Here is a 22183-nt window from a genome sequence, read left to right on the forward strand (position 1 = left end):
GGGCCGGGTCTCGTGTTGGTGTTTTGTCCAGCGATCGAACTTTGTGCGCGTTCTGCGTTCAAAGTCTGGATGTTTCCGGTGAAACCCCCCACCTCCTAAGCTAGCCTTTGTGAAAAAAGTATCCCCCGTACGTCGCTTTGCGGCCGATTTTCTGGAATTGCTCGGTTCGATGCGCTTTGCCATCAGCTTGCTGATGTTCATTTGCGTAGCTAGTCTGATCGGCACTGTTCTGGCGCAAAATCAGCCGGCCAATACGTATATCGATCAATTCGGGCCGTACTGGTTTGAATTTTTCGACCATTTCTCGATCTGGTCCATCTATAACAGTGGCTGGTTCATGGTCATCATGACGTTTCTGGTGGTCTCGACCACGCTGTGCGTCATTCGTAATGCCCCCAAGATGATCCGTGAAATGCGCACGTTCAAAGAGCATGTGCGCGGCGGCAGTCTGAAAGCCTTTCCCCACCGTGTTGAACTGGAAAGCGCCGGTGCTCCCGAACATAATCGCGAGCAGGTGCAAGGCTGGTTGCAGTCCCAGGGTTACGCCGTGCGCGTGCGTCAGGATGACGACGGCAGCATGATGATGGCGGCCAAGAAGGGCAGCGCCAACAAGCTGGGTTACATTTTTGCCCACTTGGCGATTGTGGTGATCTGTGTGGGCGGCCTGCTCGACAGCGAATTGCCCGTGCGCCTGCAAGTGTGGCTGGGTGGCAAACAGCCCATTACTGAAAACATGCTGATTTCCCAGGTGCCCGAGTCGGGTCGACTTGGCTTGGGCAATCCTAGCTTCCGCGCCAATATGCTGGTGCCAGAGGGGGCCCGTACGGCTACTGCCGTGGTCAATTCCGGTGAAGGCGTCCTGATTCAGCCCTTGCCTTTTGCCCTGGAACTCAAGCGTTTCCTGGTGGAGTACTACTCAACCGGCATGCCCAGCAGCTTCAAGAGTGAAGTGGAAGTTACCGATCCCGTCACGGGCGATACGTTCGAGCGCACCATCGAGGTGAACGAGCCGCTGCGCTACAAGGGTGTCACGGTTTACCAGTCCGGTTTTGACGATGGCGGCAGTATTCTCAGCCTGAAGGGCTATCCCTTGGTAGGCCCTGGTTCCAAGACCTTTGCGCTAAATGGCAAAGTGGGCGAAACCGTGGGCATTGCGGCCCAGGAAAGCCCCAACGAACATGCTTTGACGGTTCAGTTGACCGAGCTGCGCCCCATCAACGTGGAGAACCTGACTGAGGGTGATCCTCAGCCCAAGGCCATGATTGAACACGTAGCCGCGGTTACTGGTAGCGCTGCCAACAAGAAAGATCAGCATCTGAAGAACGTCGGCCCCAGCGTGAACTATCGCTTGATCGACGATCAGGGCCAGTCCCGCGAGTTTGTGAACTACATGCTGCCGGTGGAGCTGGATGGCACCCTGGTGTTTCTGGCAGGTATGCGTTTCTCGCCCGCCGAGCCGTTTCGCTATGTGCGTTTCCCGGCTGACGACAAGGGGTCCTTGAAGGAATTCATGGATTTGCGTGCGGCCACGCAGAACGAGGCCCTGGTGACCCAGGCGGCCGAGCGCTTTGCCGAGCGTAACTCTTCGTCGCCCGAGCAAAAAGAGCTGATGCTCTCTGCATCCAGAACCGCTTTGCAGACGTTTGTGCGTGCCGGTTTTGATGGCTTGATCAGCCGTGTCCCCGAGGCCGAGCGCGAGCGTATTCTGGGTTTTGCAATTCCCATGATTCAGTTCACACTGTCGGAATTGCGTGACTTGATCAGGCAGCAACAAGGTTTGCCGGAGTTGGATTACAGTCAGGAAAATAGCGATGCCAATCGCTGGATTCAGTCTGCTGTACTGGCGTTTGCCAACCTGCCTGATTACCCGGCACCGGTTATGTTGACCTTGGACAGCTTTGAGCAAGTTCAGGCCAGCGTATTCCAGGTGGCGCGCAGCCCAGGCATGTACATTGTGTACTTGGGTTGCTTGTTTCTGATTATTGGCGTGTTCTCGATGTTCTATATCCGGGATCGCCGTGTGTGGGTCTGGATTCGCCCTCACAACCAAGGCAGCAGTGTCATGGCTGCCATGACATCTCAACGTCGCAACTTGGACTTTAACCTCGAGTTTGATCGCCTTAAAGCGGCGTTCAACCGGCTATCTGTCTGACAAGGTGTAGCTACTATGGCGCAGACCCTTTCTTCGGCCACTCCCTCGATGTGGCAAGACAATATCGCTTCCAGTGGTGACCGGCGCGGTATCCGTGGCCGTCCGGACTGGACGGATGTGCTGTTTCTGGTGGCACTGGCTTTGGGTGCGGCGTATGCGCTCAATGTGTACAGCACCAGTATGGATTACTACGAGAAGATCATTCTGGTTGCTTTTGTGCCGTTTGTGGCTTGGCTGGGGTGGTTGTGGCGTCCGCTGCGCACGCTGCTGGTGTTGTCTGGTTTGACGGCTTTGCTGGCGGTCTGGCTGTACAGCACGGGTGATGGTTTGGGCACCGGCGATATTGAAAAGGCCGATTCGGTTTTTCTGCTGAAGTATTTGTTCTCTTCCCAGTCCGCCATTTTGTGGATGTGCGCGCTGTTCATTCTGGCTACGGTGATGTACTGGGCTGGTTTTTTCAGCAATACGGCGGCCTGGATGGGGTCGGGGCTGACCTGGGCGGCGATCTATGCCGGGATGACCGGTTTGCTGGTGCGCTGGCGCGAAGGCCACTTGTTGGGTCCGGACATCGGTCATATCCCGGTCAGCAATCTGTATGAAGTGTTTGTGCTGCTGGCGCTGATTACGGCCTTGTTCTACATGTATTACGAGCGTCGTTACAACACGCGTGCCTTGGGTGGCTTTGTGCTGTTGGCGATCAGTTCGCTGGTTATTTTCCTGCTGTGGTATTCCTTCACGCGTGATGCACACCAGATCCAGCCTTTGGTGCCTGCGCTGAAAAGCTGGTGGATGAAGCTGCACGTGCCGGCCAACTTTATTGGTTACGGTACGTTCTCGTTGGCGGCCATGGTGGGTTTTGCGTATCTGGTTAAGGAAAATGGCGAGACGCGTTCGCGTGCCAAGCTGATTCCAGTGTTTTTGCTGGGTGCGATTCTGTGTGCCGAGCCCATGATTTTTGGCTCGCGCGAGTTGTCGCCTACCTGGATGCTGTATTTCGGTATCGGTAGCGTGATCGTGGGTACGATTCTGTATTTCCGTGGTCCGATTTCGCGCAAACTGCCTTCGCTGGAGGTGCTTGATGACATCATGTACCGGGCGATTGCGGTGGGTTTTGCCTTCTTTACGGTGGCAACGGTGTTGGGGGCTTTGTGGGCCGCTGATGCTTGGGGCACTTACTGGCAGTGGGACCCGAAAGAGACTTGGGCTTTGATTGTGTGGCTGAACTATGCGGCTTGGTTGCACTTGCGCTTGCTTAAAGGGCTGCGTGGCACGATGGCAGCGTATTGGGCGCTGGGTGGGCTGCTGATTACCAGCTTTGCGTTCCTGGGCGTGAATATGTTCTTGTCGGGGCTGCATTCCTACGGGGAGCTGTAAGGTTTTTGCTGTTTTGGGGTGCTTGTGTTTGGGCTTCAGAATGGCGGTTTTAGGATTGAGAAACCCGAGTTTGGCTGAGTGCCGGACTCGGGTTTTTTTGTGGCTGTTTACTTGTCCTGTTAGGGGCGGATGCCTGGTAGGGGCTTGAATGGTGCTTTGGGGGGGCATAAGCTCTGGGAGACGCCGCTGGTGTGCGGGCCGGGGTGTCGGGGCTTGAGCGCTTGCCGGTGCTGCGCACCGGTGCCCTTGTCGAAGTATGGCTACGGGCGCACCGTTAACTTGCCCGGTTGAGTGTCCCCCGGACACTCAACAAGCGTCGGGCGCGAACAGAACGGTGCTTGCATCCCTACGCCATACTCCGCCCGCGGCAAGCACTCTGAATCGCCCCAACACCCCGACCCGCACACCAGCGGCTCACAGTGTTTATTTATGAGTCACCCTTACCTGCGTTCCAGAGCTGGGTTCAATACAGGCTTGTCCGCCTGTGAGTGCCCTTTGATTTGATAGGTCTGCAGGTTGGCAATGAAAATACCTCTATTGCCCTAGCCATGTTCGAGCTTGCGTTGCACGCTACGGTTGATTCGAAGCGGGGCCTGGAAGCTGGATTCGCCTATTTCTTCTTGTTGAGTAGTCAGGCCCTCTGTGGGCCTTGGATAGCTATTTGAATTACATGGCGGGCGGGAATTTGTCCTGGGATTCGAGCAGGAACTGGCGGGCTGCCGGGTCGTTGACCAGGTCGGTCATGGCTTGGGCTTTGAGTAGGTCTGCGGGGGTGCAGGCTTTGGAGATGATGAAGCCTTGTACGTAGTCCACGCCCAGTTCTTGGAGGGCTTTCAGGGTGGGGACGTCTTCTACCCATTCGGCGATGCTGATCATGCCTAGGTTGTTAGCCAGTTCAACGATAGTGCGGACGATGGCGACGTTGGTTTCTTTCTTCAGCATGTCGCAAATCAGGGCACCGTCGATCTTGATGGCGTCGGCGGGCAGTTCGCGCAGGTAGGAGAAGGAGGTGTACCCCGCTCCAAAGTCATCCAGTGCGATGCGTACGCCCATTTTCTGCAGGCGACGCATGAAATTACGTGTGTGCTCCAGGTCGTCCAGCGCGACGCCTTCGGTGATTTCTACACACAGTCGGCGGGCCAGGTGTTCGAATCGGGCCAGGATGTCGAAGAGCCATTTGATGAAGGTGTCGTCGTTCAGGGACACGCCGCTCAGGTTGATGGTGACCCATTGGGTCTTGCTCAACTGAGCTTCGTGTTTGGACATCCATTCCAGGGTGGCGGAGAACACCCATTTATCGATGATGGTGATGGTGCCGCTTTCTTCTGCTGCTGCGATGATGCGGCCGGTAGGGATGAGCTGGCCAGAGGAGTCGCGCACGCGCAGCAAGGCCTCGAAGTTCAGGCTGTCCATGGGGCGACGCAAGGCAGCGATAGGCTGCATTTCCAGGTATAGCGCGCGAGAAGAGCCACCTTCCAGCTCTTCAAATAAACGTAGTTCTTCGGCGTGTTCTTGCAGGACGTTGGAGTCCTGCCCGTAGATAATCATGTCCTGATGCAGGCGGCGGGCGTCGCGGGCAGCTCGGCTGGCGGCGGAGATGGCTTCTTGCGGAGCCATGCCGGGGGCGACTTCGACCAGCCCCAGTGTGCTGCGCAGGTTGAAACTGCGGTTGCCAGCCAGCAAGGGGCTTTTGTTCAGCGATTCCAGCACGCTATTGGCCAGAGTGCGAGCCTGGTCGGGTTCGCAGTCTTCAAAGATGATGACAAATTCGTCGCTGCCGATGCGGCCAATCTTGTCTTTGCTGCGCAGGACGGATTCCAGTTGCTCGCAGACTTTCAGCAGCAGGGCATCGCCCGAGGAATGGCCGAAGGTGCCGTTCACATATTTGATGTGGTTCAGGTCCAGATAGGCCAGCAGGCAGGGTTTGTCGTCCTGGCTGCGGCTGAGCAGGCCGTCCAGTGCTTTTTCGATACCGCGCTGGTTCAGGACATTGGTAACCGGATCGTTGTCGGCCATCAGGCGCAGTTGGCGGTAGGTCTCGGCACGGGCGGTGATGTCTTGCAGAGATCCTTCGATGCACTGATTGACGATGGCCACACGCAAGGCAAATTGGCAGGGCTGGGCATCGGCGTCGTAGTAGGTAATGGTCACGTCCTGACCATGTTGTGTGCTTTGGGCGACAGCTTTCCAGTCTTGTTCGGGAAAGAAATTGGTCCAGTGAATGGTGCTTTCGTTCGGGTCTGCGTCTATGTTGAGCATGCGCGCCAGAATGGGGCTGATGCGCAGAAAAACGCCGGATTCGTTCAGGGTGAACATGCCGACAGGGGTCAGCAGGTAGTGGGCCATGAGTTCGTTACGGGCGCGCAGGGATTCGCTGCGGTCTTCTCGCAAGCGTTCACCCACGGCCAGGGCCACCATCAGGTTGGAGAGCAGGAAGGCGATGACGCCGTTGAAGTTCTCTACAAAGCTGGAGCGACCAAAGGCCACCAGAAAGATGGCTGAAATCAGCATGCACAGGGCCATGCTGAGCAGCACTAGTTGCCAGAGCAAGATGCGCGAGCGGGTGTGCAGGAGGACGGACAGCAGCACGGCAGAGACGCAGCACAGCGCGTAGATGGTGCTGACCCACATGACGGGCTGGAACACGGACGCCGGGGCCAGCAGGGACACGGGTAACAGGATCAGGCCCAGTATGCCCACCGTAGGCAGCAAGCGTTGCAGGCGGGCGGTGGTAATCGAGTTGCCCAGCAATACCGTGAACAGGGAATAGCTCAGGATGAAGTAGCAGGCGATGGTCACCTGACGCAGCACCGGCATGTACTGCGAGGGCAGAATCTGGCCTAGCCACTGGGTATCCCAGCCCATGGCCATCGAACCCAGGCGCAGGTTGCCAATCAGCCAGACTGACAGCAGCAGGTAGATCCAGGCGCGGTTGGTGGCGGCCAGCACCAGCATGAACATGGCCATGGTCAGCAAGCCGCCTTCCAGCAGCCCTATGCCACGGCTAAGACGGATCGAGGAGTTGGTGACGTCAGCGCTGGCCCAGAGCTGAGCTTGCAGGAGGGTGGGGCGGGAGGTCTCGACACGGCACAGCACGGTGTCGGGGTGGTTCGCCTGGCCCAATTCCAGGGTGTAGCTTTTTACCGGGGCGGGTGACAGCGGGGTAGGCGGGTCCAGCTCACTGTTACGCAGGGCTTGGCCGCTGCGGGCGTCTTGGCAGTGCAGCGAGGAAATCGGGGAGGCCGGAAAGTGCAGGACCTGGTCCTGCTGGGGGAAGGGGGCGGGCAGGGTCAGCAGCAGCCAATGGGGCTCGCTCAGGTGCAATCGTTGCCGGGTCGGGGCATTTTCCAATTGCGTCAGTAACTCTGGATCCGCATGCTCTTGCTGGCTGGCCAGCGCCTGAATGCCCAAACTTTGACCGGGAACGGTAGGGTAGCGATTCGGCAGGAACAGTAATGCCCATAAAGTGAGCATGATCAGAAACAAAGGGATGACGTAAAGACTCAAGCCGCGAATCAGGCGCTCGCTGGCCGAAGTAACAGGCTCAAAGCCGTGTGTCGGTATCCCTGGGGTGGTCATGATGGTGGTACAGCCTCCAGCGCTTACCATCGAACTGTCTGGCCACTGACAGCGAAATCTGTGCGTTCCCGGCTAGGACAGGACGCAACAGGCCGGGACTGCGATGCCTGCTGATGGCAGCGCAGTCCCGGCCTGTTTTACGGTCAGATTCGAGAGTTCTTTAAGGCTGAATGGTTGTTACCTGCATTCTTGCCCGCCTTTAAGGGAGCAATCGTTCGGTGGCAAACAAACTTTCCAGGCTTTCGCGGGGGCGGATCACATGAACCTGATCGCCGTCGACCAGAATTTCAGCCGCACGGGGGCGGGTGTTGTACTGGCTGGCCATGGTAAAGGCGTAGGCACCGGCGGACATGATGGCGACCAGATCGTCCTGTTTCAGATCCAGCTGACGGTCACGAGCCAGCCAGTCACCGCTTTCGCAGATGGGGCCAACCAGATCGTAGCGGGGAGTGGACTCGGTCACTGGACGAGGCTCTACCGCTTCCACGCCGTGCCAGGCGTCGTACAGAGTGGGACGAATCAAGTCGTTCATGGCGGCATCAATGATGGCGAAGTTTTTGGTCTCGCCATGCTTGAGGTATTCCACGCGGCTGAGCAGCACACCGGCATTGCCCACCATGGAACGGCCGGGTTCCAGCACGATTTCCAGATGGCTAAGGCCGTTCTTGTCCAGAGCGGCAAACACTTCGGTCAGCAGCTGAGTGGGGGTCACCAGGGTTTCGTCGGTGTAGCGAATGCCCAGACCACCGCCCAAATCCAGATGAGTCAGGTTCACGCCTTGCTCTTTCAGGGCCAGGATCAGCTTGATCAGCTTGTCCAGCGCATCCAGATAGGGGCTGACTTCGGTAATCTGCGAGCCGATATGGCAATCCACACCCACAATATTCAGGCTGGGCAGCTCTTGGGCGCGTGCATAGATGCGGGGAGCCTGATCAATAGGCACGCCGAATTTGTTGTCTTTCAGGCCGGTGGAAATGTAGGGATGGGTGCGAGCATCCACGTCCGGATTCACGCGTAAGGAAACAGGCGCTTTCACATTCATGCGTTCAGCAACCTGTGCAACGCGCTCCAGCTCGCCTTCGGATTCGACGTTAAAGCACTTCACGCCTGCTTTCAGGGCGGCTTCAATTTCCCAAACCTGTTTGCCGACACCGGAGAACACCACTTTGCCTGGATCGCCACCGGCGGCGATGACACGGGCCAGTTCACCGCCCGAGACGATGTCAAAGCCGGTACCCAGACGGGCGAATTCTTGCAGAATGGCCAGATTGGAGTTGGCCTTCATGCCATAGCACACCAACAACTTGCGGTCTTGACCTGCCACTCGATAGGACTCCCAGGCGTCGCGCAAGGCTTGGCGGGAATACACATATAGAGGGGTGCCGAATTCTTCAGCCAGCTTGTTCAGGGGGACTTGCTCGGCGTGCAGCGTGTTGTTCTGAAATTGGAAGTGAGGTGCAACGGTCATGGTGTCGTCAAATAACAGAGGTTAAGCGAGCAGGGCGGAAATCAGCGCGGCGCTGTTTGGGCGTCCGCTGCTTCCTGCGCAGGAGGGTGGTACAAGGGGCCTTTGTAGCCGCAAGCGCTAAGAAAAACGCTAAGTGCCAGCAAGGCCAGCAGGCGGGAGGAACGTAGTTTGTTCATAAGGTGTTGAGCTAGTGCAGACAATGCAGAACATTATGCCATTGTGAGGGACAAAGCATAAAAAAACGCCGGCTAGGCCGGCGTTTGGGTACTGGATTTAGAAGGGGACGAAGGGCTGGGCTTGCGTGCCCGAAGAACCGGAGTCAGAGTCCAGTTGCCGCAGCAGGTCGCCAATACCATCGCTTTGATCGCTACCGCCTTGTTGTAGGGCACCGTCACCTGGGGCGGGCAGACCAACACGGGCAATCGCTTGTCCGGGTGGGAATTCGTCAAAGTAGAAGTCCCCGTTGATGCGCGACAGGCCGGAAGGCATGGGGCCTGGAGGCACGATAGGCTTGTCTTTGAGCGCGGCGCGCATGTAGTTGATCCAGATAGGCATGGAAGCACCACCGCCGGTTTCACCCGAACCCAGGCTGCGTGGCTTGTCAAAGCCCATCCAGGCAATACCAACCAGATCTGGCGTGTAACCGGCAAACCAGGCGTCCTGGGAATCGTTGGTGGTCCCTGTCTTGCCACCAATGTCCGTACGCTTCAATTCGCGCGAGGAGCGGGCACCGGTACCGGAAGTTGCCACACCGCGCAGCAAATCGTTCATGACGTAAGCTGTACGGGCGTCGATGGCACGGGCAGCCGCATCACCGGCCACAATGGGCTTGGCACGCATGATGACTTTGTTGGTGCTGTCGGTTACGTAATCGATCAGGTAGGGCTCGGTGCGGTAACCGCCATTGGCAAAGACCGAGTAGGCACCGGCCATTTGTAGAGGCGTTACGCTACCGGCGCCCAGAGCCAGTGGCAGCACGGCGGGTTGACGGGCTTTGTCGAAACCAAAGCGGGTCACGTATTCCTGCACATACTTGGGACCGACGGCCTGCATGATACGGATGGACACCATGTTTTTGGATTTATACAAACCTTGGCGCATGGTCAGCATGGGCTCGTAGGTGCGACCGTAGTTCTTGGGTGTCCAGGGCTTGGAGCCGGTCTGGGCCGCGGTCAGAACAAAAGGTTCGTCTGAAATCTGCGTGGCCGGAGTCAGACCGCGCTCTAGCGAGGAGGCGTAGATGAAGGGCTTGAAGGCCGAGCCGGGTTGACGCCAGGCTTGCGTGACGCGGTTGAACTTCCCGTCCGAGAAGTGGAAACCGCCCACCATGGCTTGGATAGCGCCGTCTTGCGGGCGTACCGACACAAAAGCCGCTTGCACCGCAGGCATATTGATCACTTCCCAGTAATCGCCATTGCGGAACAGATAGACCACGGAACCGCGCTGAATGCGCACGTCTGCCTTGGCGTTTTTCACCAGGCCACGAGCGACAATCTTCAGGGCGCGCTTGTCGTTGACATCAATAATTTGCTGGGCGGTACGGGCCACGCGAATCTGGTTGGGGCTGGCATCGAGCACCACACCGGTCAGCAAGTCGCCTGTGTCGGGGTACTTGTCCTGCAAGTCATCCAGAATGGAGTCCAGCTGGGCGTGATCGTTTTCAATACCGGCAGGCAGATCCACCTGGCCTTGCGGGCCGGTGTAAGGAGCACGACGGGTGTAATCCAGAATACCGTTGCGTACGGCCAGGTAAGCCGCTTCCTGGTCGGTGGACTTGATCGTGGTGTAGATATTGAAGCCGCGCGAGTACACATTGTCCTGGTAGACGCCGTACAGCAGTTGGCGAGCCAGTTCAGCTGCGTATTCACCGTGGATGGCGTAGCCACCTGCAGGCGTACCCAGAGCCGATTTCACGACGATTTCCTGTGCCATCGCGTCCTGGTATTCCTGCTCAGTGATGTAGCCCAGGGTACGCATGCGGCCCAGCACATAGGCTTGGCGAGTTTTGGCACGCTCGAAGTTGGCAATGGGGTTGAAGCGCGAGGGGGCTTTGGGAATACCGGCCAGCATGGCGGCTTCTGCTGTGGTGATTTCGCCCAGTTGCTTGCCCAGATACGTTCGTGAGGCTGCGGCAAAACCATAAGCACGATGGCCCAGATAGATCTGGTTCATGTACAGATCCAGGATCTGGTCTTTGGTTAGCGTGGCTTCAATCTTGAAGGTCAGCAGCAGTTCGTAGAACTTGCGGGTATAGGTCTTTTCCGATGACAGGTAGAAGTTACGCGCTACCTGCATGGTGATCGTACTGGCCCCCTGGGTCTTGGACATATGGGTCATATTGGCCAAGGCAGCGCGGCCAACACCCATCCAGTCAATACCGCCGTGCTGGTAGAAACGATCGTCTTCGGCCGCCAGAATCGCCGATTTCATGACATCGGGAATTTCGTCAAAACGCAACACATTGCGGCGTTCTTCACCAAATTCGCCGATCAACACCTTATCCGCCGTGTAAATGCGCAGCGGCACTCGGGGGCGGTAGTCGATCATGGCGCTAAGGTCAGGCAGGTTTGGCCAGGCCAAAGCCAGCGCAAGCGACCCGAGCAGGACGGCACACAGACCAAGCCCCACAAAAAAGACCGAGGTCTTGATGATGAGGCGGGCAAGCCAGGAACCGGAGCTTTGCTCGGGTTTAGAATTGGGGGAGCGGGAAGAGGAACTCATTAGGGCTGATTTTAAAGTCCAAACGCAGCAGGACTGGGCCTCAAACCAAGTATCAATGTAACAAAATAATACTAAGCAAGCGGACTGTGCTTAGGGAAGGCTAATGGGATAATACACAAATGAACCACTCTTTACCCGCTGAGCTGATGCCTGTAGAACATCCTGATCCCTTAACAGACGCCGAGCTGCTCCATTTACAACAGACTGGCCCACGCCCCATTATTTTGGTAGGCATGATGGGAGCCGGTAAAACGACCATTGGTCGCCAATTGGCGCGGGAACTCAAGCGCGAGTTTATGGACCTGGACCACGAGCTGGAAGCCCGTAGCGGCGTGCGAGTGTCCACTATCTTTGAGTTCGAAGGCGAGCAAGGGTTCCGCAAACGTGAATCTGCGGTGCTCGATATTTGTTCGCGCCAGACCGGAATTGTGCTGGCAACGGGAGGCGGGGCCATTTTGTCCGAGGCCAATCGCCAGATCATCAAAGATCGCGGTATCGTAGTGTACTTGTGCGCCACCGTAGACGAGCTGTACCGCCGTGTGGCCCGAGACCGTAATCGGCCGCTGCTGCAAACAGCGGACCCACGCGCCCGCATCCAGGAACTGTTGCAAGCGCGCGAACCCCTCTATGAAGAAGTGGCAGATGTCCGCTTTGAAACTGGCTCGGCGCCAGTCCATCATGCGGTGCGCCACTTATTGTCCCTGTTGAAAGAACGAGGTTGCTAAATGTCTGTAGTGCATGTTGACGCCCAGGGTGGCGCTTATCCCATCCACATCGCCGCCGGGCGTCTGGCGCAGCTTGCAGACACGGTGCCAGCCGATACGTCTGCCATTGCCATCGTCACCAATCCTACGGTGGCGGCCTTGTACCTGGCGCCTGTGAAGAAAGCCCTGGCCGCAACGGACAAGCCTGTCCATGTGATCGAGCTGCCCGATGGCGAAGCCTACAAGAACTGGGAATCCCTGAACCTGATTTTTGATGCGCTGCTGGGTGGTCACCTGGATCGCAAGGCCCTGATCGTGGCCTTGGGCGGTGGCGTTATTGGCGATATGGCCGGTTTTGCCGCAGCCTGCTTCATGCGTGGGGTGCGTTTTGTGCAAGTGCCTACGACTTTGCTGGCGCAGGTGGACTCCTCAGTAGGCGGCAAGACGGCCATCAACCACCCGCTGGGCAAGAATATGGTGGGCGCGTTCTACCAGCCTATCGCCGTGGAAGTGGACACGGACGTACTCAAGACTTTGCCTGCGCGAGAGATTTCCGCCGGTCTGGCTGAAGTCATCAAATACGGCATGATTTACGATCTGGATTTCTTCAACTGGTGTGAAGAGCAGATTGATCCCATGCGCACGTTGGCACAAGAGCAAATCGTCTATGCGATTCGCCGCTCTTGCGAGGTCAAGGCTGAAGTCGTTTCCCAGGATGAACGCGAATCTGGCTTGCGCGCTATTTTGAATTTTGGTCACACTTTTGGTCACGCGATCGAGTCCGGCATGGGCTACGGCCAATGGCTGCATGGCGAAGCCGTGGGCTGCGGCATGATCATGGCTGCCGAGCTATCCGCCCTGGTTTGTGGCTTGCCGGCTCAGGATGTGGCCCGTATCAAAGCCCTGGTGCAAGCCAGCGGATGCCCGATCACACCACCACAATGGCCTGCGGATCGCTGGCTGGAATTGATGCAGGTGGACAAGAAAAATGAAGGTGGCCAGCTGCGCTTTGTGTTGCTGGATAAATTAGGCCATGCCAAGGTGCAGGCGGTCGCGCCTGATGTGGTGCGCCAGGCATTGGCCCGCTTTACAACGGTGGAACAGGAGTAAAACCTATGCAAATGCTTGCCGCTTATGCCTGTCACCCTGAACAGTCCCGCGGTCGGCGTTATGCAGAGGCAGCGCCCCAAGGCCGTAACGCCTTTCAGCGGGACCGTGACCGGATTATTCACTGCAATGCCTTTCGTTTGCTGGAATACAAGACCCAGGTTTTCATTAACCACGAAGGTGATTTATTTCGAACACGATTGACGCATAGTCTGGAAGTGGCTCAGCTGGCGCGGGCCATTGCCCGCAATCTGGGCTTGCACGAAGATCTTATCGAAGCCATCTCCCTGGCCCATGATTTGGGCCACACCCCATTTGGTCACGCAGGTCAGGACACCCTGAACAGCTGCATGCAAAGCCTGCGCCCCGAGGCGGGGGGCTTTGAGCATAATCTGCAAAGTCTGCGTATCGTGGACGAGCTGGAAGAGCGTTACGCCGCCTTCAATGGTTTGAACCTGTGTTTTGAAACCCGCGAGGGGATTTTGAAGCATTGTTCGCTCAAGCACGCTCGCGAGTTGGGCGAGGTGGGCCAGCGCTTTATTGATCGCACCCAGCCATCGCTGGAAGCACAAATGGCCAATCTGGCCGATGAAATTGCTTACAACAATCACGATATTGATGACGGTTTGCGCTCCGGTCTGATCCGCTTGGAACAATTGCTGGAACTGCGCCTGTTCAACAGTCATTACGAGCATGTACAGGCCCAATATCCGGGCTTGAGCGGTCAACGTTTGGTGGCGGAGATTATCCGCGGCATGATCAACACGCTAGTGGTGGATTTAACGGAAACCACGCGTGCCAAGCTGGAAGAGCATAGGCCTGACAGCGTGGATGCGATTCGCCATTTGCCTCGTTTGGCCGGGTTTTCGCCAGAGATGCGGGCGCAGGCTGATGAGCTCAAACGCTTCTTGCACGCGAATCTGTATCGCCACTACAGGGTGGTGCGCATGATGAGCAAGGCGCAGAATATTGTGCGTGAACTGTTCCACGCTTTTCTGGATGATCCTCGTTTGCTGGCGGCGGAGCATCGCCGTGAAGACCCGATTGCTCAGGCCCGTGCCATTGCTGATTACATCGCTGGCATGACGGACCGCCACGCTATTCGCGAGCACGACGCTATCTTCAAGATGTAGGTTTTGCAGCCTGTGGATAAGTCCCGCGATCTGCTATCTGCCAGTAGCCGTGTGCTATTCAGGAGCTCTTCTTCATCGATAAAGCGCCAAAAAATCGTATTTTTTGGTGTTTGGGGCCTGAACAGAGTGGCCTTTTAAGAGAGACAGTCTTTAGCGCTGCAGCAAAGGCTTTAAATAGCGCCCTGTGTGGCTTTGCTCACAGGCGGCAACCGTCTCCGGGGTGCCTTGCACCACAATCTGCCCACCGCCCTGGCCGCCTTCCGGCCCCATGTCCACAATCCAGTCTGCGGTCTTGATCACATCCAGATTGTGTTCAATCACGACCACGCTATTGCCAGACTCAACCAGCTTGTCCAGAACTTCCAGCAGGACAGCTATGTCTTGAAAGTGCAGACCAGTTGTTGGTTCGTCCAGCACGTACAGCGTCTGGCCGGTGCTGCGTTTGGACAGTTCCAGTGACAATTTCACTCGCTGTGCTTCACCACCAGACAGGGTGGTCGCGCTTTGACCCAGGCGGATGTAGGACAGGCCCACATCAATCAAGGTAGTCAGTTTGCGCGCAACGGCAGGGACCGCATCAAAGTATTCCAGTGCTTGCTCAACCGTCAGGTCCAGCACTTCGCTGATATTGCGGCCACGGTAGCGAATATCCAGCGTCTCGCGGTTGTAGCGTCGGCCCTGGCAGACGTCACAAGGTACATACACGTCAGGCAGGAAGTGCATCTCTACCTTGACCACGCCGTCGCCCTGGCAGGCTTCGCAGCGGCCGCCCTTGACGTTAAAGGAGAAGCGACCTGGATCGTAACCGCGCAAACGTGCCTCTGGCACGCTGGCGAACAGCTCACGAATGGCGGTGAACATGCCCGTGTAGGTGGCCGGATTACTGCGCGGGGTACGACCAATCGGGGTTTGATCGACGTTGATGATCTTGTCGAAATGCTCCAGGCCTTCCATGCGCTCGTAGGGCGCCGGTTCGGCATGGGCACGGTGCAGCAAATGCGAGAAAGCGGTTGCCAGCGTGTCGTTGATCAGCGTGGACTTGCCTGAGCCGGACACGCCTGTAATGCAGACCAGTCGCCCAGCCGGAATCGCCAAATCAACAGACTTCAGGTTATTGCCGCTGGCACCGTACAGACGCAGCCAGTTCAGGCTGTCATCCACCTGGCGACGCTTGGGGATGGCAATCTGGCGCTTGCCGGACAGGTACTGGCCGGTCAGAGAGTCAGGGTTCTGGGCCAGATCTGCGGGTGAACCTTGAGCGGTAATTTGACCGCCATGTTCGCCAGCGCCGGGGCCCATATCGATGACATAGTCGGCGGTGCGTATCATGTCCTCGTCGTGCTCGACCACGATCACGCTATTGCCCAGGTCTCGCAGGTGTTGCAGGGTCTGGATCAGTTTGTCGTTGTCGCGCTGGTGCAGGCCAATGGAAGGCTCGTCCAGCACATACATCACGCCGGTCAGGCCGGAGCCGATCTGGCTGGCCAGACGAATACGCTGGGCCTCGCCTCCAGAAATGGTGTCGGCGCTGCGGTCCAGAGACAGATAGTTCAGACCCACATTATTCAGAAACTCCAGCCGCAGGCGGATTTCACGCACGATGCGGTCGGCAATTTCTTTTTTCGCGCCTGTTAGTGACAGACGCTCGAACCAGGCCAGGCAGTCAGACAGAGCCAGGGCTTCGACTTCATAAATGGCCAGACCCTTGGCTTGTCCCTGAGTTGTGGAGCTGGTTTGCGTGCACTGTGCAGCATGGTCAGACAGCGTGTCGACATGGATGGCTGCTGGGTTGGCAGACGCGGTGCCTGCATGATGCGTGCACCCCGCATGGCTGGGAACGGGATCGTCCCCAATGCGGACGTGGCGTGCCTCCAGACGCAGACGTGCGCCATGGCAGGCCGGGCAGGTCTGGGTGCGACGCAGCTTGTTCAGTTCCTCGCGCACGGCGCTGGAATCGGTTTCCGCCCAGCGACGCTGCAGATTCGGAATCACCCCTTCAAATGGGTGCGTTTTTACCGTGGTGCGGCCCTTCTCATTCAAATAGAGAAAGGGAATTTCCTCCGCGCCGGAGCCATACAGCACGGTGCGGCGCAGTTCTTCGGGTAGAGACTCGAAGGGAGCCTCTATATCAAAGTGATAATGAGCCGCCAGACTGGTCAGCAAGGTGTAGGTAAAGGCATTGCGTCGGTCCCAGCCCGCAATGGCACCGCCCGCCAGACTCAGTTCCGGGAAGGCCACCACGCGTTCGGGATCAAATACATCTACTTGCCCCAGGCCACTACAGTCCGGGCAGGCACCTGCCGGATTGTTGAAGCTGAACAGGCGTGGCTCCAGCTCGGGCAGGGAATAGTCACAGACCGGGCAGGCGTAGTGGCTGGAATAGGGCTGCTCCACGCCATTGTCCAGATTGACCACCAGACAACGGCCATTGCTGGTGGACAGGGCGGTTTCCAGGCTTTCTGCCAGACGTTGCTGGCTATCGGGCCGGATACGCAGCCGGTCTATCACCAGGTCCAGATCGTGCGCCTGCTGGGCATCAAGCGCAGGCAGATCTTCAATACTGGAAATTTCGCCGTCTACCCGTACCCGCACAAAGCCCTGGGCTTGCAGGCCTCGCAGCTCCAGTTGCAGATCACCCACCAGACCGCGATGCATGGGAGCCAGTACGGCAATGCGGGTTTCAGGCTCCCATTGCAGAATCTGGTCTACCATCTGGCTCACGCTATGAGCTTGCAGGGCCAAGTGGTGTTCCGGGCAGTAAGGAGTGCCGACGCGCGCGTACAATAGACGCAAATAATCGTGGATTTCAGTAGTGGTTCCCACGGTGGAACGCGGGTTATGGCCTGCTGCCTTTTGCTCGATGGCGATGGCAGGCGACAAACCTTCGATCAAGTCCACATCTGGCTTGTCCATCAGTTGCAAAAACTGACGTGCATAAGCGGACAGGCTTTCCACATAGCGCCGCTGGCCCTCGGCATACAAAGTGTCGAAGGCAAGAGAGGATTTCCCAGAACCGGACAGCCCCGTCAGCACGACCAACTGGTGGCGTGGCAGGTCTACGGAGACATTTTTCAGGTTGTGGGTACGGGCACCACGAATGCGGATGGCTTCCATCGCTTTATTTAGGCTTGTCAAAAGGCAACTTGCTACTATAGCGCGTTGCGTCAGAATTTATGTGAACGGGTATCCGGGCTCTCTGCTAGCCCAGTTGTGACAGAGTATTAAATGAGTACACACCAAACCATGAATACGGCCGGATCGCGCCCAGCGCGCCTGAGTCTGACTCAGCAAGAGCGCAAGGCCAGCATCCTGCTTGCCCTGTTGTTTGCCTGTCGAATGCTGGGTCTGTTTTTGCTGACCCCGGTCTTTGCGGTTGCAGCCCATTCCCTGCCCGGCGGTAACGACGCCGCCCGTGTGGGTCTGGCATTGGGTGCCTATGGTCTGACGCAGGCTGTCTTGCAGATTCCCTTGGGGATGGCATCGGACCGTTTTGGACGCAGGCCGATTATCGTGATCGGCATGGCCTTGTTCGTGATCGGTGGGGTCATCTCCGCGCTGGCCCAGAATATTGACTGGGTGACGGTAGGCCGCTGTATTCAAGGTCTGGGGGCGGTGTCAGCAGCCATTTCCGCCTGGGTAGCCGACTCCACTCGCCCCGAAGTACGTACACGCGCCATGGCCATGGTGGGCGGCTCGATTGGTCTGTCTTTTGCCGTATCGCTGGTGCTCTCGCCAGTGCTGGTGGGGCAATTTGGTTTGTCGGGACTGTTCTGGGCTATCAGCTTGCTGGGCTTTGTCTGCTTGTTGATTGCCGCTTTTGTTGTGCCCAGCGCGCCTAAAGCACCAGCCTCGATTGTGCAGGTTACCGCCGGACAGGTGTTGCGTCATATGGACTTGCTGCGCCTGAACTTTGGCGTGTTCTGTCTGCACTTTATCCTGATGTCCCTGTTCATCGTCGTACCGGGCATTCTGGCGACCTTGGGTGGCTACGGTACTCAGGATTTGTGGAAGGTGTACCTGCCCGTTATTCTGGTTTCCTTTGTGCTGATGGTTCCTGCGGTGTTCTGGACAGAGACCCGCAAGCGTCACAAGCATGCGCTGGAACTGTCTGTGTTGCTGCTGATTGTGGTGCTGGCCGTGATGCCATGGGCGCGCGATTCGCTGGTTCCCATGGTGGCCGCGCTGACGTTTTTCTTCATCGGCTTTAATGTGCTGGAAGCCTTGCAGCCTTCCTTGGTGTCGCGTGTGGCGCCACCAGAATACAAAGGTTTGGCGCTGGGTTTTTACAACACCTCTCAGTCCCTGGGCGTGTTTGCCGGCGGCCTGATCGGCGGCATCCTGGCAGGGCGAGGGCTCACTCAATGGGTCTTGTGGACCGGCGCTGCCCTGGCTTTGCTCTGGTTGCTGACAGCGCGTGGTTTCAAAGACAAATATTAAAAGGCATTGCCTGTTACGCTTGTGCAAAGACGTGGCAGGCAGCAACAAGTAAAGTGGCTGGATTGGCCGCAAGAATCAAGAGCTGGGCGGAACAGGTGACACCATCAGGTGCTTAGCTATATACGCCGTTCAAGGTGCCGTAACAGGATCGATGGCATGGATAAAACTGCCCTTCCCGGAGCGGGGAGGGAGTGTTAATTAAGGCACGAATCCACGATAATACGGCTTGATTTAGAATTTTTGACTACAGGATTTTTTCATGGCATCGGTAAATAAAGTCATTCTGGTGGGCAATCTTGGCCGCGACCCAGAAGTACGCTACAGCGCAGAAGGCTCGGCCATCTGCAATATTTCCATTGCCACGACTTCGCAGTGGAAAGACCGTACCTCTGGCGAGCGCCGTGAGGAAACCGAATGGCACCGTGTGGTGTTCTACAACCGTCTGGCTGAAATTGCAGGTGAGTACCTGCGTAAAGGTCGTCCCGTCTACGTAGAAGGTCGTCTGCGCACCCGTAAATGGACAGGTCAGGACGGTCAGGAGCGTTTCACGACCGAAATCATTGCCGAGCAAATGCAAATGCTGGGTGGCCGTGACGGTGGTGATATGGGCGGTGGCAGCATGGGTGGTGGCGAATACGGTGGCGGCGGTGGTGCACCAGCTCCGCAACGTGCTCAGCGCCCAGCGCCTCAACAACAGCAGCAACAACAGGCTCCACGTAATAACGCTCCTATGTCGGACAATCTGGCCGATATGGATGACGATATTCCGTTCTAATTGGGCAAGATGAAGCTCGGCCTGGCCCTGTCAGGACAAAGGGTCTCTCTTTCCTGAACTGTTGATTGGCTCGGCAATACTAAAAACCCCCGGCGAATTTAAAATTCACCGGGGTTTTTTATGCATCTCTGCGCGGCGCTGCGGCGCAAGAGTGGGGCAGAATGGGCTGCCTTGTCGTACTGCGATTAGAAACGGTGCGTGAGTGTAGCCAAGGCAGTGCGTCCTTCGCCGTAATATACCGAGTTGTAAAAGCCAATGGCACGGTAATAGCGTTTATCGGCCAGGTTACGCACATTGAGCTGCAACTGGGTTCGTTCGCCAAGGTCGTATTGCGCCATCAGATCGAACAAGGCATAAGGTTTTTGTTCAACCGATGCGGACTGTTCGCCGTAATAGCCTTGTGCATGGGTGCGGCTTTGCCAACGTATTCCCGCTCCTACCACCAGGTTCTTCAAGGTGCCTGGCAATCGGTACGTGGTATTGAGCTTGAGCATTTGTTCGGGTTGCGTAGTCTGGACCTTGCGCCCTTCGTTGTCCTTGGACACGCGGTAGGTATAGCCGATAAAGGCATTCCAGCCAGGGCTTAGTTCGCCGGCCAGTTCCAGTTCCACGCCCCGCGTCCGTGTGCCATCCAGCATTTCGTACCACGATTCGTTACGAGCGACATCAAAGCCGCCGTACTCGGCCACGTCTTTCTGATTGGTCTGGAAAACAGCCAGCGATCCGTTCAGGCGTCCATCCAGGTAGGACGCTTTGATACCTGCCTCGTAGTTGTGTCCGTACGCTGGCCCTGTCATTTCCCAGTCTTTGGTCTTGTACATCTGGGGCTGGAAGATGTTGGTGTAGCTGGCATAGACCGTATAAGTGTCATTCAGGTCATAGGTCACGCCCAGATACGGTGTTATTTCCGAGTAGCGCTGTGACTGGGACAGAATGATGGGGGTGGTGCCCGGTGTCCATTGGTTCCAGCGGTACTCATCGGCTTCCCAGCGTGTCCAGCGTGCCCCGGCGAGCAGGTGCAGATCATCGCTCAAATTAAAGCGGGTTGTGCCGAAAATTCCCGTCTGGGTGGTACGCAGGATTTGATCGGAGACGGCTTGATCCCAGACAGGTTCTGGCCAGTTGCCGTGCCAGTCATGAATATTGGGTATGGGATAGCTTGCCTGGTCGGAAGAATTCCATCCCTTGGTTTGACTACGAGATTTGGAGTGTGAGAAGCCCAGATTGAACTCGTGGTTTGCTCCCAGCAGATCGAAATCCCCTGTCAATGAGCCGCCATATACATTTTGCTTGCTATCGCCTTTGTATTTGCGCAGGGTGGGTGTCCCGGATAGCAAGCCCGTATTGGCATCGACAGGAAAGTCGGCGGCAAACAACAGGGAGGCATCAAAGTCATTGTTCAGCCTGGAATAGGACAGTCTGCCGTCCCAGCCATTGGCAAATGTGTGCTCCAGCGAGGCAAAGTATTCTGTCGCGTCGGTATCCCAGGTCGTCCATTTGGCGCCGACCGTTTGCCCTTTCTCCCAATCGACTTGCTCGCCATTGGTGTCAAAAATGGGCAAACCACCCCACATAACGCCTTTGGGACGAGAACGCTGAGTGGACACACCTGCGCTCAAGGTGGTGGCTTCACCCACGTCGGCTTCGATAATGCCGTAGAGAACATCGCGTTTTTTGCGATAAAAATCCAGCGTATCGCCTCTTCGCTCTTTGGCACCGACCAGGCGGGCGCGCAAGGAGCCTGACTCGTTCAGTGCAGAGGATAGATCCAGCTCGCCGCGGTAGGTATCGTTGCTGCCGCCCATGGCGCGGATAGTGCCCTGGAACTCACGGCCAGGACGTTTGCGGATGAAGTTCATGGAGCCGCCTGGGTTGCCGGTACCACTCATCAGGCCCGTTGCACCGCGAATAATCTCTACGTGATCATAGATAATCGGATCCAGATTGCCATCTCCGAACTGGTAGGTATCGTCCAACGGCTTGACCACACCATCAAACTGCATGGTGTCCATCTTGAAACCGCGTGAATAGTAGCTGAGCCGGTCAGTTTCGCTTTGCTGCACGTTCATGCCGGTGGCATTTTCCATAATGTCGCGCACGCTGCTCATCGCGTGATCATCCAGTTGTTGTCGGGTCAGGCTGCTGGTTGATTGTGGAGTATCGCGTTGCGTCAGAATCAGGCCGTTGGCCGAGCGCATCCAGTCAGTTGTATAGGAGCCTGTATGTTCCGTGGTATCGCCTGCACCGCGCACCACAACGGTGCCCAGTTGCGTGATGGGGGCGTTGGGAGTGTCCGTCAGGGTATAGCTGCCGTCAGTTTGCCGCTGAATCTGCAAGGGGGTTTGACTCAGGAGCTGTGCAAAACCCTCGTCAAGGCTATGAATTCCTTGCAGGCCAGGGGTCTGAAGGCCATCGGTTTGGGAGGGAGGGAATGAGAGCAGCACCTGCATGTGCTGGGCGTAACGTGCCAGAGCCGGTCCCAACGGCCCGGCAGGAATGTTAATGGCGCGCCCGCTGTTTTGCGCTGACCCTTGTGCCCATACGAGGGAGCTGGGGGGCAGGACACCTAACAAGGAGATCAGGATGGCAGTGGCCAGGGGGGCCAAGGTATGGCGCGGCTGGCAGGTGCCGCGAGAGTGCAGGGAAGGGGTGTACATAGTGTTTGGTTTCCGGGAAGAGGTTTACTACTTCACCCTGTATGCCAAACGAGATTGGAAAAGTGACAATTTTTAG

Annotated in this window: 13 protein-coding genes; 7 read left to right on the forward strand and 6 right to left on the reverse strand. The window is 57.1% G+C overall.

The window, feature by feature from the left end; genetic code table 11:
* Nucleotides 1–109 precede the first annotated feature (109 nt).
* Both ACFPDR_RS00150 and ccsB read left to right on the forward strand, forming a co-directional pair.
* On the forward strand, nt 110–2152 hold the full coding sequence (locus ACFPDR_RS00150) for a cytochrome c biogenesis protein ResB (RefSeq protein WP_035269614.1): 2043 nt from the start codon (nt 110–112) through the stop codon (nt 2150–2152).
* A gap of 15 nt (nt 2153–2167) precedes the next feature.
* On the forward strand, nt 2168–3526 hold the full coding sequence (gene ccsB / locus ACFPDR_RS00155; RefSeq protein WP_009459951.1) for a c-type cytochrome biogenesis protein CcsB: 1359 nt from the start codon (nt 2168–2170) through the stop codon (nt 3524–3526).
* Nucleotides 3527–4192: 666 nt separating this feature from the next.
* Here ccsB and ACFPDR_RS00160 read toward each other — a convergent pair.
* The 4 genes from ACFPDR_RS00160 to ACFPDR_RS00175 form a co-directional block, all read right to left on the reverse strand.
* The gene (locus ACFPDR_RS00160; protein ID WP_376910141.1) at nt 4193–7105 is read right to left on the reverse strand and encodes an EAL domain-containing protein; all 2913 of its coding nucleotides are present in this window, start codon (nt 7103–7105) and stop codon (nt 4193–4195) included.
* 199 nt (nt 7106–7304) lie between these two features.
* Nucleotides 7305–8573 (reverse strand): diaminopimelate decarboxylase, encoded by a 1269-nt coding sequence (lysA, locus tag ACFPDR_RS00165; RefSeq protein ID WP_376910143.1) that lies wholly within the window; start codon nt 8571–8573, stop codon nt 7305–7307.
* 41 nt (nt 8574–8614) lie between these two features.
* The gene (gene lptM / locus ACFPDR_RS00170; RefSeq protein WP_080655585.1) at nt 8615–8749 is read right to left on the reverse strand and encodes an LPS translocon maturation chaperone LptM; all 135 of its coding nucleotides are present in this window, start codon (nt 8747–8749) and stop codon (nt 8615–8617) included.
* Nucleotides 8750–8846: 97 nt separating this feature from the next.
* Nucleotides 8847–11294 (reverse strand): penicillin-binding protein 1A, encoded by a 2448-nt coding sequence (locus ACFPDR_RS00175; RefSeq protein WP_035269617.1) that lies wholly within the window; start codon nt 11292–11294, stop codon nt 8847–8849.
* Nucleotides 11295–11413: 119 nt separating this feature from the next.
* Here ACFPDR_RS00175 and ACFPDR_RS00180 point away from each other — a divergent pair, with 119 nt between their 5' ends.
* The 3 genes from ACFPDR_RS00180 to ACFPDR_RS00190 are packed head-to-tail and all read left to right on the forward strand — an operon-like array spanning nt 11414 to nt 14238.
* On the forward strand, nt 11414–12019 hold the full coding sequence (locus ACFPDR_RS00180) for a shikimate kinase (protein ID WP_376910144.1): 606 nt from the start codon (nt 11414–11416) through the stop codon (nt 12017–12019).
* Complete coding sequence (gene aroB / locus ACFPDR_RS00185; RefSeq protein ID WP_109089335.1) at nt 12020–13108, forward strand: 3-dehydroquinate synthase; 1089 nt, start codon at nt 12020–12022, stop codon at nt 13106–13108. It begins immediately after the preceding gene.
* 5 nt (nt 13109–13113) lie between these two features.
* Complete coding sequence (locus ACFPDR_RS00190; RefSeq protein ID WP_042485353.1) at nt 13114–14238, forward strand: deoxyguanosinetriphosphate triphosphohydrolase; 1125 nt, start codon at nt 13114–13116, stop codon at nt 14236–14238.
* Between the two features lie 150 nt (nt 14239–14388).
* On the opposite strand, the gene uvrA is transcribed toward ACFPDR_RS00190, so the two are convergent.
* Nucleotides 14389–17352: an excinuclease ABC subunit UvrA gene (gene uvrA / locus ACFPDR_RS00195; protein WP_376911050.1), complete on the reverse strand. Its 2964-nt coding sequence runs from the start codon at nt 17350–17352 to the stop codon at nt 14389–14391.
* 111 nt (nt 17353–17463) lie between these two features.
* Here uvrA and ACFPDR_RS00200 point away from each other — a divergent pair, with 111 nt between their 5' ends.
* A complete protein-coding gene (locus ACFPDR_RS00200; protein WP_376910145.1) occupies nt 17464–18675 on the forward strand; it encodes an MFS transporter in 1212 nt (403 codons plus the stop codon).
* 259 nt (nt 18676–18934) lie between these two features.
* A complete protein-coding gene (gene ssb, locus ACFPDR_RS00205; protein WP_035269622.1) occupies nt 18935–19450 on the forward strand; it encodes a single-stranded DNA-binding protein in 516 nt (171 codons plus the stop codon).
* Between the two features lie 185 nt (nt 19451–19635).
* Here ssb and ACFPDR_RS00210 read toward each other — a convergent pair whose 3' ends face one another.
* Nucleotides 19636–22107, reverse strand: a complete 2472-nt coding sequence (locus ACFPDR_RS00210; protein WP_376910147.1) for a TonB-dependent siderophore receptor — start codon at nt 22105–22107, stop codon at nt 19636–19638.
* Nucleotides 22108–22183: the final 76 nt, after the last annotated feature.

The sequence above is a fragment of the Alcaligenes sp. GCM10023179 genome (assembly GCF_042653705.1).
Taxonomy (GTDB): Bacteria; Pseudomonadota; Gammaproteobacteria; order Burkholderiales; family Burkholderiaceae_B; genus Alcaligenes; species Alcaligenes phenolicus.

Coding starts and splice junctions, on each gene's coding strand:
- ccsB (WP_009459951.1), top strand. CDS start 2,168: ATGGCGCAGACCCTTTCTTCGGCCACTCCCTCGATGTGGCAAGACAAT.
- ACFPDR_RS00160 (WP_376910141.1), bottom strand. CDS start 7,105: ATGACCACCCCAGGGATACCGACACACGGCTTTGAGCCTGTTACTTCG.
- lysA (WP_376910143.1), bottom strand. CDS start 8,573: ATGACCGTTGCACCTCACTTCCAATTTCAGAACAACACGCTGCACGCC.
- lptM (WP_080655585.1), bottom strand. CDS start 8,749: ATGAACAAACTACGTTCCTCCCGCCTGCTGGCCTTGCTGGCACTTAGC.
- ACFPDR_RS00175 (WP_035269617.1), bottom strand. CDS start 11,294: ATGAGTTCCTCTTCCCGCTCCCCCAATTCTAAACCCGAGCAAAGCTCC.
- ACFPDR_RS00180 (WP_376910144.1), top strand. CDS start 11,414: ATGAACCACTCTTTACCCGCTGAGCTGATGCCTGTAGAACATCCTGAT.
- aroB (WP_109089335.1), top strand. CDS start 12,020: ATGTCTGTAGTGCATGTTGACGCCCAGGGTGGCGCTTATCCCATCCAC.
- ACFPDR_RS00190 (WP_042485353.1), top strand. CDS start 13,114: ATGCAAATGCTTGCCGCTTATGCCTGTCACCCTGAACAGTCCCGCGGT.
- uvrA (WP_376911050.1), bottom strand. CDS start 17,352: ATGGAAGCCATCCGCATTCGTGGTGCCCGTACCCACAACCTGAAAAAT.
- ACFPDR_RS00200 (WP_376910145.1), top strand. CDS start 17,464: ATGAGTACACACCAAACCATGAATACGGCCGGATCGCGCCCAGCGCGC.
- ssb (WP_035269622.1), top strand. CDS start 18,935: ATGGCATCGGTAAATAAAGTCATTCTGGTGGGCAATCTTGGCCGCGAC.
- ACFPDR_RS00210 (WP_376910147.1), bottom strand. CDS start 22,107: ATGTACACCCCTTCCCTGCACTCTCGCGGCACCTGCCAGCCGCGCCAT.